We start from the raw sequence: 14,155 nt of genomic DNA, 5'->3' as shown, positions 1-14,155 counted from the left end.
ACCTATTTTGAAAAAAATTCTAATTATAGACGACGAAGAAAAACTACGTGGTTTACTCGCTCGCATCATAAAAGCTGAAAATTTTGATGTTCTAGAAGCAGGTGATTTAAAATCTGGTTTGAAAAAACTAGAGCAAAATACAATCGATGTGGTGCTGTGCGATGTCAAATTACCCGATGGGAGCGGAGTCAATTTTGTTCCTCAATTAAAAAAAGCAGACCCGTTAGTCGAAGTTATTTTGCTAACCGCATATGGCAATATTGCCGACGGAGTGCAAGCGATGAAAAACGGTGCTTTTGATTATATTGTCAAAGGTGATGACAATGACAAAATTATTCCACTATTGTACAAAGCCTTAGAAAAAGTGGAACTACAGAAAAAAGTCCAACAACTAGAGCAACGTATTGGAGCACAATTTTCTTTTGAATCGATTCTTGGAAAATCCAAAGCCTTGGAGCAAGTTATTGACTTGGCTAAGAAAGTAGCTCAAACCGATTCTACCGTTTTGTTAACTGGTGAAACGGGAACTGGGAAAGAAGTTTTTGCGCAAGCCATACACGAAAACAGTACGAGAGTAGGCAAATCCTTTGTTGCGTTGAATTGCAGTACTTTTGGTAAAGAAATTTTAGAAAGTGAGTTGTTTGGTCACAAACAAGGGGCTTTTACTGGCGCACTAAAAGACAAAAAAGGATTTATTGAAGAAGCCAATGGTGGGACATTATTTTTGGATGAAATAGGAGAAATGCCACTCGAGTTGCAAGCCAAATTATTACGGGTTCTAGAAACCAATGAATATATTCCTTTGGGAGACACTACTCCAAGAAAATCCAATTTCAGGCTGATTGCGGCTACCAATCGCGATTTGAAACAAGAGAGTGAAGCGCATCATTTTCGTTCGGATTTGTATTTCCGTTTGAATATTTTTGAAATCCACCTTCCGCCATTGCGAGAAAGAGTAAAAGATATTGCCGTTTTAACCTCCTTTTTTGTGGCACAGTTTGCCGAGAAAACCAATAAGAAAAAGCTACATATTGGTGCCGATTTTATCCAAAAATTAGAGGAGTATCAATGGCCTGGGAATATTCGCGAATTGAAAAATGTGATTGAGCGTTCCGTGATTTTAATCAATGGCGATATCTTGACGCAAGACGTTTTACCTTATGAAATTCAATATCAACAAGAACATTATAATAAAATTACTTCGGCTTTGGCGATGCAAACCATCGAAAAAGGACATATTCAAAAAGTATTAGCTTACACTAAAGGCAATAAAGCAGAGGCGGCAAGATTACTCGAAATTGGAATTGCCACTTTGTACCGAAAGATTGAAGAATACAAGTTGTAAAACTGCCTTTATTTAATATTGTAACTACCATACAATCCTATCATTTCAATAAAAGCTTATCATTTTGATAGGCTTTTTTTATGCTTCATTTTGAGCGATACATCCCAATCCTTTTGTTAACAATGTTTTAGAGTGTTTGGTGTTTTTTCGGAACAACTTTTGGCATAAGCACAGCACAACATTAAAATCATTGTTATGAAAAATCAGATTACCAATGTATACAAACAAATGGAACTGCGTCATTGCAGTATCTCGAACTTTTTTCCTCCCTTGTTAAAAGCGGAATACGTTAAACAAATCAATACTTCTGGAGTTTAAAAAAAGATAATAGAATATAGACAATTGGCTAAAAACTATGAATCACTTTTTGTGACAAAATTAAGTCACTAACTCTATAATCAATTATCTCTTAATCGCTAATCTTAAATCTGAATTCTATAATCTTAAATCTTATGTTAACCACTATTCTTTTACTCGCTTTAGCAGCCTTGCTCTTTGCGCTTTGTTTTAAATCCGTCGAATTTTTTGAAAAAATCTAAAATTATGTTAGCACTATTTATTGTCGCACTTGCCGTATTCGGTTATTTGGTTTATGTACTAATTAAACCCGAAAAATTTTAAACATGTGTAAAAAGTGATTTGTGAAATGTAAAATGTTATAGAAATATCAATTTCACATCTCACATCTCACATTTGACATTTGACATTTGACATTTGACATTTGACATTTCACATTTGACATTTGACATCTCACATTTGACATTTCACATTTGACATTTGACATCTCACATTTCACCATTAACAACTCAAATAATATGAACACAGAATTTTTTGGCGTCATCAGTATTTTTATCCTCTCTATCGTTTTGGCTATTCCTGTTGGAAGGTATATAGCCAAAGTCTTTTTGGGAGATAAAACTTTGCTTGACGGAATTTTTAATCCCATTGAAAACTTTATTTTCAAAATTAGTGGTATCAATGCTACTGAAGAAATGAACTGGAAGCAACATTTAAAAGCGCTTTTGAGTGTAAATATGGTTTGGTTCTTTCTTTGCTTTTTTGTTTTACTCTTCCAAGGTAGTTTACCATTAAACCCAGATGGAAACCCATCAATGTGTCCAGATTTGGCATTCAATACCGCCATTTCATTTGTAGTGAATTGTAATTTACAACATTATTCTGGCGAAACAGGACTTTCGTACTTGGGTCAACTATTTTTAATGTTTTTGCAATTTGTTTCTGCGGGAACAGGAATGGCGGCAGCTGCTATGGTATTTGTGGCTATGAGAGAAAAAACCACAGATAAACTAGGGAATTTTTACAATTTTTTCATCAAAAGTTGTACTCGTATCTTATTGCCTCTTTCTGCTATTGTTGCTGTAGTTCTAGTATTTAGTGGAACTCCAATGACATTTGAAGGAAAAGATAAAATAATGACCTTGCAAGGAGATACCGTTGAAGTTTCTCGTGGTCCTGCTGCTGCATTTATTGGTATCAAACATATTGGTACAAACGGAGGTGGTTTTTTTGGAGCGAATTCGGCTCATCCTTTGGAAAACCCTACGTATTTGACTAATGTGGTTGAATTGTGGGCGCAGTTAATTATCCCGTTTGCAATGATTTTTGCATTAGGTTTTTTTCTTAAGAAAAGAAAGTTTTCTTATATCGTTTTTGGAGTAATGACAGTAGGTTTCTTACTACTCGTTATTCCAACAGTGATAAGCGAAATCAACGGAAATCCAGCTATCGGAAAAATGGGAATTACCCAAACAACCGGCGCGATGGAAGGTAAGGAAGTGCGTTTTGGTGCTGCTATTTCTGGTTTTTGGAGTATTGCTACGACCGTAATTTCTACAGGTTCTGTGAACAGTATGCACGATAGTTCGATGCCAGTTTCAGGAACGATGCAATTGTTGGCTATGATGGTCAATGCCTTTTATGGTGGTTGTGGAGTTGGCTGGTTGAATTTTTACATCTTTATCATTTTGGCTGTATTTATTTCAGGATTAATGGTAGGTCGAACTCCTGAATTCTTAGGAAAGAAAATCGAAGCAAGAGAGGTAAAAATTGCTGCTTTTATCGCGATACTTCATCCTTTGTTAATCTTAGCAGGCACGGCTTTGGCTACTTATTTTGCGGCGAATGATACCGCAATGGGCTATTGGTTTAGCGGAAATGCTAATGGTTGGTTAAATAATCCTGGTCATCACGGATTTTCAGAAATGCTTTATGAATTCACATCGAGTGCTGCTAATAATGGGTCTGGTTTTGAAGGGTTAGGAGATAACAATCCGTTTTGGAATATTACTACAGGAATAGTGTTGTTGTTAAGCCGTTTCCTTCCAATTATCGGTCCATTGGCTATAGCAGGATTATTGGCTAATAAAAAACACATTCCAGAAAGCGCGGGAACTTTAAAAACTGATACTACCATTTTTGGTGTGATGATTTTTGCCGTAATCGCGATTATTGCAGCCTTATCTTTCTTCCCAGCATTGGCATTAGGACCATTGGCAGAATATTTTACATTAAAATAGAAAAAAGTTAGAGGTTAGAAGTTAGAGGTTAGAAGTAAAAAAACAAAGACCACTAATTATAATCGAATAACATTTAAACATTTAACTCGTTTTAAAATGACTAAAAATAATTCCAAATCATTGTTTGAAAGTAAGCAAGTAAAAGAAGCATTAGTGCAGTCTTTTGTAAAGCTTAACCCAAAAACAATGTTCAGAAACCCGGTAATGTTTACCGTTGAAATTGGTACTGCTATTATGTTTGTTGTGTGTCTTACCATTTTATTTGGCGCATCCAATCAAGGTAGTTTTGTTTACAATCTCATTGTATTCTTGATTTTATTAGCAACACTTTTGTTTGCTAATTTTGCCGAAGCTATTGCGGAAGCAAGAGGTAAAGCACAGGCGGATAGTTTGCGAAAAACGCGTGAAGAAACTCCTGCGCGTCAACTTTTAGAAAGTGGAGCAATCAGAAATGTAAGTTCATCTGCTCTGAAAAAAGGAGATGTGTTTGTCTGTGAAGCAGGTGATGTCATCGCTACGGATGGTGAGATTATCGAAGGATTGGCAACCATTGATGAAAGTGCCATTACTGGAGAAAGTGCTCCTGTAATTCGTGAAGCAGGTGGTGACAAATCATCTGTGACTGGAGGGACAAAAGTATTGTCTGATAAAATTAAAGTAATTGTAACTTCAGAGCCAGGAGAAAGTTTCTTGGACAAAATGATTGCTTTGGTAGAAGGAGCAAGCCGTCAGAAAACACCAAACGAAATTGCTTTGACCATTCTTTTGGCAGCATTTACTTTAATCTTCGTGATTGTTTGTGTGACCTTAAAACCTTTTGCCGATTATGCGAATGCACCTATTACAATCGCAGCTTTCATTTCGCTTTTCGTTTGTTTGATTCCAACGACTATTGGTGGATTACTTTCTGCTATTGGAATTGCGGGTATGGACAGAGCGTTGCGGGCCAATGTGATTACCAAATCAGGTAAAGCAGTAGAAACTGCGGGAGATATTGATGTATTGCTTTTGGATAAAACAGGAACCATCACCATTGGAAACAGAAAAGCAACGAATTTTTATCCTGCAAAAGGAGTTTCGCAAGAGGAATTTATTCAATCGGCTGTTTTAAGTTCTTTGGCAGATGACACACCAGAAGGAAAAAGTATTGTGGAATTGGCAGGAAATGAAGTTGCACAAAAATTATCTATCGAGGGAGCTACTTTAATCAAATTTACTGCCGAAACCAGAACCAGTGGCGTAGTTTTAAGAGATGGAACCAATATTAGAAAAGGGGCTCAAGATGCGGCAAAAAATATTGTTCAGCAAGCAGGAAATGTTTTTCCTGAGGATATCGCACAAACGGTTATTACTATTTCATCAAAAGGAGGAACACCATTGGTAGTTATTAAAAATAACGCTGTTCAAGGGGTGATTGAGTTGCAAGATATTATCAAAACGGGTATGAAAGAACGTTTTGAACGTTTAAGAAAAATGGGTGTGAAAACGGTAATGGTAACAGGAGATAATCCTTTGACAGCCAAATTTATTGCAGAAGCAGCTGGTGTAGATGATTTTATTGCCGAGGCTAAGCCTGAGGATAAAATGAATTACATCAAAAACGAACAAGAACAAGGCAAACTTGTAGCGATGATGGGTGATGGTACCAATGATGCACCTGCTTTGGCTCAAGCCAATGTTGGTGTAGCGATGAACAGTGGAACTCAAGCCGCTAAAGAAGCGGGTAATATGGTGGATTTAGACAATGACCCAACCAAGTTAATCGAAATCATAGAAATTGGAAAACAACTATTGATGACCAGAGGAACGCTTACTACTTTCTCGATTGCGAATGACGTGGCCAAATATTTTGCAATTGTTCCTGCTTTGTTCATTACTGCAATTCCTGCCTTGCAAGGGTTGAATATTATGCAACTACACAGTCCTGAAAGTGCTATCTTATCGGCTGTGATTTTCAATGCGATTATTATTCCGATTTTGATTCCGTTAGCCTTAAGAGGAGTGGATTACAAACCAATTGGTGCAGAAGCTATCTTAAGAAGAAACCTTTTGATTTACGGTTTGGGCGGGATAATTGTGCCTTTTATTGGAATTAAAGCCATCGATTTAGTGGTAACGTTATTTATGTAAAACCAAACCTGACAGGTTTTTGAAACCTGTCAGGTTTAAAAAAACAAAAACAAAAATGAAAAACATATTTTCAATACTAAAATTAACCGTATTAATGGTAATTTTATTCGCTGTAATTTATCCATTGGCTATTTATGGCATTGCACAATTTGCTCCCAATAACGGAAAGGGAGAAACTATTTCGGTTAATGGAAAAGTAATAGGGTATCAAAAAATAGGTCAAAAATTTGATGAAGCTAACTATTTTTGGGGTCGTCCATCAGCAGTAGATTATAACGCTGCAGGAAGTGCGGGAAGCAACAAAGGTCCAAGCAATCCAGAGTATCTGGCTTTGGTACAAAAAAGAATCGACACGTTTTTAATCGTACATCCGTATTTGAAAAAAGCGGAGATTCCATCGGATTTGGTAACGGCTTCGGGAAGTGGTTTGGACCCCAATATTTCGCCAGAAGGTGCTTTGATTCAGGTGAAAAGAGTTGCCCAAGTAAGAAAATTGTCTGAAGAAAAGGTAAAAGCTTTGGTAGAATCTAACATCAATAAACCATCGGTAATGGGAACTTCAACGGTAAATGTTTTAGAGTTGAATGTAGCCTTGGATAAATTAAAATAAAACGTCTTAAAATACGAAATGCCCTAGCCCAGATAGTAACGGAAATCCTTTAGTGCCAGGGTTTGGCACTAAAGATTGCAGTGAATAGCTGGATTAGCTCCTAATTAAAAATAAGAATCAAGTGAATAAAATAGTAGTTACAGCTTTGTTAGCTTTTGGTTTCGTTACAGCTCAAGATAAAGAAAAAAGTCCGTTTACCTTTTCGGGTTATGTAGAAGGGTATTATAGTTATGATTTTGGGAAACCCGAGAATCATACCAAATCGGGATTTATTTACAATTATAATAGGTCAAATGAAGTGAATTTGAATTTGGGTATGGCCAAAGTGAATTATTCGAAAGAGAATGTTCGCGCGAATTTTGCCCTAATGGCGGGCACTTATGCTCAGTACAATATGGCGGCAGAGCAAGACTTGTTGCAAAATGTGTTTGAAGCGAATGTGGGGGTGAAAATTTCAAAAGAACACAATCTTTGGATTGATGCTGGAATTATGCCTTCGCATATTGGATTTGAAAGTGCGATTGGGAAAGATTGTATGACTTTGACCCGAAGTTTGAGTGCCGATAATACACCTTATTATGAATCGGGTGTAAAAATAGGCTACACTTCGAAATCGGAGAAATGGTATTTGGCAGCAATGTATTTGAATGGTTGGCAACGTATTCAAAAAATTGATGGCAATCAAACGCCTGCTTTTGGAACTCAAGTGACTTTTAAACCATCAGCAAGTATATCATTAAATTGGAGTACTTATGTTGGAAATGAACAGCCTGATGTCGATAAAAAATGGCGCTATTTTAACGATTTTTTCGCAACATTTAAAGTGTCCGAAAAAACAAGTGTAATTGCTGGTTTTGATATTGGAGCGCAGCAATCCGCAAAAGGAAGTAGTGATTACGATGTTTGGTACAATCCATCAGTAATCGTTCAATGCAAACCAACAGACAAAATTCAGTTGGCGGCTAGAGGAGAATATTATCAGGATAAAAATGAGGTAATCATAGCAACAGGAACGTCAAATGGGTTTAAGACCTATGGTTTCTCTGCAAATTTTGATTATTTGGTAGCTAGTAACATTATGTTCCGATTGGAAGCACGTTCATTAAATAGCAAAGACGATATCTTTTTAAAAAGCAATAATCCAACCAATAGTAATGTATTCTTGACATCCTCTCTTGCCATTTCTCTCTAAGAGGAAAGTTGCTACCAATTATTTATTTGCCATTAAGATGTTAGTTGTTTTAACATCTTAATGGTTTAAATGCTAAGAACCAAATTGTTTATTATGGACAATGAAAAAGAAAATAACGTAAAGCACTTTCTCGATTTAATCCAAAAATCGCGCAGAGGAAAGTTCAAGGTTTACATTGGGATGAGTGCGGGTGTTGGCAAAACGTACCGAATGTTGCAAGAAGCGCATACGTTGTTGAAGAAAGGAATTGACGTTAAGATTGGCTATATCGAAACGCATAATCGCAAAGAGACCCACGAATTACTTGACGGTTTGCCAATTATACCGCGTCGAAGTATTTTTTATAAAGGTAAGCAGCTCGAAGAAATGGATGTGCAAGCGATTATCAATTTGCGTCCCGAAGTGGTGATTGTAGATGAATTGGCGCACACCAATATCGAAGGAAGTAAAAACGAAAAACGCTGGCAAGATGTTTTGGAAATTCTCGAAGCTGGAATCAATGTGATTTCGGCGGTAAATATCCAACATATTGAGAGTTTGAATGAAAGTGTAAAGCAGATTACGAATATAGATGTCAAAGAAAGAGTTCCAGATAATGTGCTCCGAATAGCCGATGAGGTAGTGAATATCGATTTGACTTCGGAGGATTTAATTGCCAGATTAAAAGAAGGGAAAATCTACACTGCGGATAAAATTCAAACGGCTTTGAATAATTTTTTCAAGTCGGACCAAATTTTGCAATTGCGTGAATTAGCATTGAAAGAAGTGGCGAGCCAAGTGGTTCGAAAAGTAGAAAATGAAATTCCTAAAAAAACCGCATTGCGTCACGAAAAATTATTGGCTTGCATCAGCTCTAATGATGTAACTGCCAAAATAGTGATTCGAAAAACGGCTCGTTTGGCTACTTATTACAATAGCGATTGGTATGTTTTGTATGTTGAAACGCCAAAGGAGAGCAGCGACAAAATTGCTTTAGACAAACAAAGACGCTTGATTAATAATTTTAAGTTGGCCACAGAACTAGGCGCAGAAGTAATTAAAGTAGAAAACAAGAAAATCACCGATGCTATTTTGGCCATAGTCGAACAAAAACAAATTACAACCGTTTGTATTGGAAAACCGCACTATAGTTTACTAAACGCCATTTTATCAACTTCACTTTTCAGACGATTATTGAATACGCTTTCGTTATCGAATGTTGATTTAGTAATTTTATCATAATTTATAATACTATCCTAAAATGAGAATCAAAACTAAATTAAATCTAGGCGTAGGATTGCTATTTTGCTTAATCATTATCCTGTCATTGGTCAGTTCCTATTACGTTTTTTTGATAAAAAAAGACACTCAAAATATTTTAAAAGCCAACTATATCACCTTAGAATACTCTCGAAATATGCTAACGGCTTTGGATAAAATTACGCCTGATTCTGTGGGTGAAGTTGCTGTTTTTCAAAAGAATTTAGAGGCTCAAGTGGCTAATATTACAGAAAAAGGTGAGTTCGAAAAAACGATGCGACTCAAGCAAGGTTTTGCTTTTTTGAAACAAAATCTTCAGGATGAAAAGCTAAAAGCACAAATTCGAACGGATATTTATGATATTATGCAATTGAATATGAATGCCATCAAGGAAAAAGGTGGAATCGCCCAACAATCCGCCGAAAAAGCCAACTTTTGGATTGCAGTTGTGGGAACGCTGTGCTTTTTGATTGCCTTTAATTTGTTGGTCAACTTGCCCAATAATATTGCCAATCCCATCAAGGAACTTACAGCAAGTATTCAGCAAATTGCCAATAAAAACTATACTGAAAGGGTGCATTTTATGAATCATAACGAATTTGGAGATTTGGCCAATTCCTTTAATACAATGGCCGAAAAATTGCAAGAATACCACAATAGCAATTTGTACAAATTGTCTTTTGAGAAAAAGCGTTTAGAGACCTTAATCAATAATATGAACGACCCAATTATTGGTTTAGATAATGATGGCGTGATTTTGTTTATCAATGATGAAGCCATCAAAATTATGGGGTTGAAACAAGAGGAGGTTGTCGGGAAATCGGCTGAAAATTTGGCTTTGACGAATGATTTAATGCAATCTTTAATCGTAGATAAATCAGAAAATGAAAAAGCGCAAATAATGAAGATTTTTGGCGATGATAAAGAAAGTTATTTTGAAAAAGAAATTGTAAAAATCACCATAAAACCAACAGGCGAAGACCAAGCGATAGCCATCGGAAATGTAATTATTTTGAGAAATATTACTTTTTTCAAGGAATTAGATTTTGCCAAAACCAATTTTATAGCCACCGTTTCTCACGAATTAAAAACACCTATTTCCTCGATAAAAATGAGCTTGCAATTGCTTGAAAATGAAAGAACAGGCGCGATTAACGAGGAACAAAAACACTTGGTCGATAGCATCAAGGAAGACAGTGACCGTTTGTTGAAAATTACTGGAGAATTGTTGGAACTTTCACAAGTAGAAACTGGAAACATTCAGTTGAATATAGAAAAAAGCAATCCATACGAAATGGCACAGTATGCCACAGAAGCCGTAAAAGTACAAGCAGAGCAAAAACAAATTGAACTAGTGATTGAAGCCGATGAAAACCTGCCAAGCATCAAAGCAGATAGCGAAAAAACCGTTTGGGTTTTGATTAATTTTTTGACCAATGCCCTACGATATTCCTCCGAGAAAAGCACGATTACCATACAGTTAAAAAGCGAAAAACATCAAGTTGTTTTTTCGGTAATTGACAAAGGAAAGGGAATAGATGTTCGATACAAAAACAAAGTTTTTGATAAATATTTCCAAATTCCCGGAAGCCATAAAACGGGTACAGGACTTGGATTGGCCATTTCAAAAGAGTTCATCGAGGCGCAAAACGGAACCATTGGCGTAAAAAGTGAACTCGGATTGGGTTGTACTTTTTATTTCAAATTAGGGAGTGTTTAGGAGCTAATCCTGCTGTCCACTGTATCTGTGTCGCTGAACCCCAGCGCCACAGGATGCCGTTCCCATCAGGGCTAGGGCAGTCGTTATTTCGAGAGATTTTAGGGATTAAGACACCTTTTGTTTGATCCAAAATTGGTCTACAGCATACGCTAACCCAATACCCATCGTGTAGCACAACAAATCACTCCACAAAAAACCTTGTCCCAAAACATAATGCCATAAAGTGGTTTCCCGAATCGCAACTAGTTTGGCGGATGTACTAAGTTGTTGTATTTCTATTAAAAAGCAAAACAGTAAAGGAAGTCCAATTTGCCACAGTATTTTACTTTTCAAAAACAGCCACCGAAAACCAAAATAAACCAATACGGCATACAAGATATCGCCCACAAACAAGGGAATTCCCTCTATTTTTCGGGAAGCAATTCCCAATACAATCGTAAGAAGGGCAAGAATAAAGTATACGAAACGAGGTTTCATATGTATTAACAATCAGCCATATTAACCGCTATCGCCAATCCACCCTCTGAGGTTTCTTTGTACTTAGAGTTCATATCTTTGGCAGTTTGCCACATCGTATCAATTACTTTGTCTAAAGGAACTTTGGCGTTTTTAGAATCGGTTTCAAGTGCCAATTCTGCTGCGTTGATGGCTTTAATAGCGCCCATCGTATTGCGCTCAATACACGGAATTTGAACCAAACCACCAATTGGGTCACAAGTTAAGCCCAAGTGGTGCTCCATTGCAATTTCGGCAGCCATCAATACTTGTGCAGGGGTTCCGCCCATTACTTCACATAAAGCGCCCGCAGCCATAGCCGATGATACACCAATTTCGGCTTGACAACCACCCATAGCGGCAGAGATAGTGGCTCCTTTTTTGAAAATACTTCCGATTTCGCCTGCCACCATCAAGAATTGTTTGATTTGTTTTTCATCAGCTTGATGGTTTTCAATCACCATATAATACATCAATACGGCTGGTATAACCCCAGCACTTCCGTTGGTTGGCGCTGTAACGACGCGTCCCAAAGCGGCATTTACTTCGTTTACGGCTAAGGCAAAACAGCTCACCCATTTCAGAATTTGACGAAATTTCACTTCAGTTTTTCGAATTTCTTCTAGCCAAGATTGCGGCGAATCATAATTCGATAATCCAATCAAGTTTTGATGCATATCAAAAGCTCTTCTGCGAACATTAAGTCCACCAGGCAATATGCCTTCTGAATGACAGCCAATGTACATACATTCTAACATCGTGTGCCAAATGCGCAATAATTCACTGTGCACTTCAGCTTCAGGACGCATCGAAATCTCATTGGCATAGACAATTTCAGAGATGCTTTTGTTTTCTTTTTGGGTATAATCTAGTAATTCTGCGGCATTGTTGATAGGGAAGGGGAAAGCACATTTTATAGCGACTTTCTGTTTGGCATCGCTACGCTCTTCTTTTACTACAAATCCGCCTCCAATCGAATAAAAAGTGGAAGCATATTCGGTTTCATTGTCAAAAAAAGCAGTAAAGGTTAGACCATTAGCGTGAAAGGGAAGAAAGTCTTTATGAAAAACAATGTCTTGTAAAATATAAAAAGGAAGGGCTTTTTCGTTGCCTAATTGAATCAAATGATTGCTTTCAATAGCTTTGATGATTCCGTCAATATCTTGCACCGGAATGTACTCTGGGTCTTGTCCACTTAAACCTAGCATCACGGCCAAATCAGTAGCGTGCCCTTTACCTGTCAAAGACAACGAACCGTACAAATCTACTTTCACTCTAGTGATGCTTTCCAAATCAAAATCCTGACGTAATTCTTCAAGGAAACGTTCGGCAGCACGCCAAGGACCTAAGGTGTGAGAACTAGATGGGCCTACGCCAATCTTTAACATATCGAAAACAGAAATGCATTCTTCCATAATTCTAGAGTAAAATTTGTAAAACAAAGATAAACGAATCGATGCTAAATCTGCATAATTTTATGTCAAAATAAGTTTTCTGTTATTGAATTCTTTTTAAATGAGAATCAAATTAATTATTTTTTAATATTCTGTACAATGTAGCACTGTCATTACTCTCTATTAAGCAATCAAAACAAAATAGTGTCATACTTTATATTGATTTATCGCAAAGCCTAAAAGTCGCAAAGAAAGTTCTGTGAATACTGCGCCTTAGCGTCTTAGCGAGAATATTGTTTGGTAAATCGCCAGCAACTTATATAAATTCAAAAGAACATTGTGTTCTCTTTTTGCAGAGGCTTTGAAGGAAAAGATGTTTTTAAAATTGATATATTTACTTTTATAAATCAAAAAATATATGGAAGAGCAACAATCCAATTCTGAAGAAAATCAATTCGAAAAAATTACAGATATCATTATTCGATTAGGCGCATTGGCCATTATTTTGTTTTGGTGTTTTGCGATTTTGCAACCATTTATTTTGATTTTAATATGGGCCATTGTAATAGCCATTGCGATGTATCCCGTTTATAAATCGTTTGTAAAACTGATGCGAGGAAGGAAAAAATCTCCTGTTTTTTTATTGACATTAGTTCTTTTGAGTGTGATTATCATTCCAAGTACTTTGGTAACTGAATCACTATATGAAGGGGTTTCCTATTTGACCCAAACCTATCAAGAAGGGAAACCGTTAATTCCACCTCCAGGTGAAACTACAGCCAATTGGCCTTCATTTGCCAGGCCCATCTTAGATATTTGGCAACACGCTTCGGATAATCTTCAGGAAACTGTTTTACAATATTCGGAACAAGTAACCACTGTTGGAACTTGGTTATTGTCGGCACTAGCAGGTGTAGGCAAAGGAATTTTGCAATTCAACATTTCCATCATTATTGCAGGATTTATATTAGCGTATTCAGAGAATTTGAAGATAGTTTCCAATAAAATTTTTCAAAAGTTAGTTGGAGCGCACGGAGAGCATTTTGCAACTGTAACGGTGCAGACGATACAGAATGTAGTAAAAGGATTTTTGGGTGTTGCTATAATTCAATCAGTTATGGCAGGTTTAGGCTTTTTCATTGCTGGTGTTCCTTTTGCGGGTTTATGGGCGGTAGCTTGTTTGATTTTGGCTATTGTGCAAATTGGTGTGGGACCTATTGTTATTCCCATTGCCATTTATATGTTTGCCGTTTCAGATTCAACCACAGCAGTTTTACTGTCGATTTGGTTTGTCATCATTATGATATCTGATAATATTTTAAAACCAATTTTGTTAGGTAAAAATGCACCAGTTCCAATGCCAGTTGTTTTTATTGGTTCCATTGGAGGCTTTATATTTAGCGGATTTTTGGGCTTGTTTTTGGGAGCAGTAGTTTTAACCATAGGGTATAAACTTTTTCAAACTTGGCTAGAAACCGAAAATCAATAACACC

General features: G+C 36.8%; 12 protein-coding genes. 10 read left to right on the top strand and 2 right to left on the bottom strand.

Translation table 11 applies throughout. The features are described from left to right. Positions 1 to 4: 4 nt before the first annotated feature. The 9 genes from WFZ86_RS03725 (at position 5) to WFZ86_RS03685 (ending at position 10,773) form a co-directional block, all read left to right on the top strand. Positions 5 to 1,345: a sigma-54-dependent transcriptional regulator gene (locus WFZ86_RS03725; protein WP_342690928.1), complete on the top strand. Its 1,341-nt coding sequence runs from the start codon at positions 5 to 7 to the stop codon at positions 1,343 to 1,345. 195 nt (positions 1,346 to 1,540) lie between these two features. Continuing rightward, on the top strand, positions 1,541 to 1,663 hold the full coding sequence (locus tag WFZ86_RS03720) for a hypothetical protein (protein ID WP_342690685.1): 123 nt from the start codon (positions 1,541 to 1,543) through the stop codon (positions 1,661 to 1,663). A 225-nt stretch (positions 1,664 to 1,888) separates the two neighbouring features. Beyond that, entirely contained in the window at positions 1,889 to 1,966 is a 78-nt protein-coding gene (gene kdpF / locus WFZ86_RS03715) for a K(+)-transporting ATPase subunit F (RefSeq protein WP_342690927.1), read from the top strand. A gap of 194 nt (positions 1,967 to 2,160) precedes the next feature. Next, entirely contained in the window at positions 2,161 to 3,882 is a 1,722-nt protein-coding gene (kdpA, locus tag WFZ86_RS03710; protein ID WP_342690684.1) for a potassium-transporting ATPase subunit KdpA, read from the top strand. Between the two features lie 96 nt (positions 3,883 to 3,978). Next, positions 3,979 to 6,012 (top strand): potassium-transporting ATPase subunit KdpB, encoded by a 2,034-nt coding sequence (kdpB, locus tag WFZ86_RS03705; protein ID WP_342690683.1) that lies wholly within the window; start codon positions 3,979 to 3,981, stop codon positions 6,010 to 6,012. A 55-nt stretch (positions 6,013 to 6,067) separates the two neighbouring features. After that, positions 6,068 to 6,622, top strand: a complete 555-nt coding sequence (locus WFZ86_RS03700) for a K(+)-transporting ATPase subunit C (protein WP_342690682.1) — start codon at positions 6,068 to 6,070, stop codon at positions 6,620 to 6,622. Between the two features lie 121 nt (positions 6,623 to 6,743). Next, a complete protein-coding gene (locus WFZ86_RS03695) occupies positions 6,744 to 7,814 on the top strand; it encodes a porin (protein ID WP_342690681.1) in 1,071 nt (356 codons plus the stop codon). Between the two features lie 93 nt (positions 7,815 to 7,907). Further along, positions 7,908 to 9,035 carry a sensor protein KdpD gene (locus WFZ86_RS03690; protein ID WP_342690680.1) on the top strand — a complete coding sequence of 376 codons (1,128 nt, stop codon included), beginning with the start codon at positions 7,908 to 7,910 and terminating at the stop codon, positions 9,033 to 9,035. A 19-nt stretch (positions 9,036 to 9,054) separates the two neighbouring features. Then, on the top strand, positions 9,055 to 10,773 hold the full coding sequence (locus WFZ86_RS03685; protein WP_342690679.1) for an ATP-binding protein: 1,719 nt from the start codon (positions 9,055 to 9,057) through the stop codon (positions 10,771 to 10,773). A 105-nt stretch (positions 10,774 to 10,878) separates the two neighbouring features. Here the strand turns inward: WFZ86_RS03685 and WFZ86_RS03680 are convergent, their stop codons facing one another. After that, positions 10,879 to 11,250, bottom strand: a complete 372-nt coding sequence (locus tag WFZ86_RS03680; RefSeq protein WP_342690678.1) for a ribosomal maturation YjgA family protein — start codon at positions 11,248 to 11,250, stop codon at positions 10,879 to 10,881. Between the two features lie 5 nt (positions 11,251 to 11,255). Next, positions 11,256 to 12,683 carry an L-serine ammonia-lyase gene (locus tag WFZ86_RS03675; protein ID WP_342690677.1) on the bottom strand — a complete coding sequence of 476 codons (1,428 nt, stop codon included), beginning with the start codon at positions 12,681 to 12,683 and terminating at the stop codon, positions 11,256 to 11,258. A 397-nt stretch (positions 12,684 to 13,080) separates the two neighbouring features. Here WFZ86_RS03675 and WFZ86_RS03670 point away from each other — a divergent pair, with 397 nt between their 5' ends. Then, a complete protein-coding gene (locus WFZ86_RS03670; RefSeq protein WP_342690676.1) occupies positions 13,081 to 14,151 on the top strand; it encodes an AI-2E family transporter in 1,071 nt (356 codons plus the stop codon). Positions 14,152 to 14,155: the final 4 nt, after the last annotated feature.

The sequence above is a fragment of the Flavobacterium polysaccharolyticum genome, from assembly GCF_038739875.1.
GTDB lineage: Bacteria > Bacteroidota > Bacteroidia > Flavobacteriales > Flavobacteriaceae > Flavobacterium > Flavobacterium polysaccharolyticum.
This window is presented reverse-complemented; position numbering and strand designations above follow the sequence as displayed.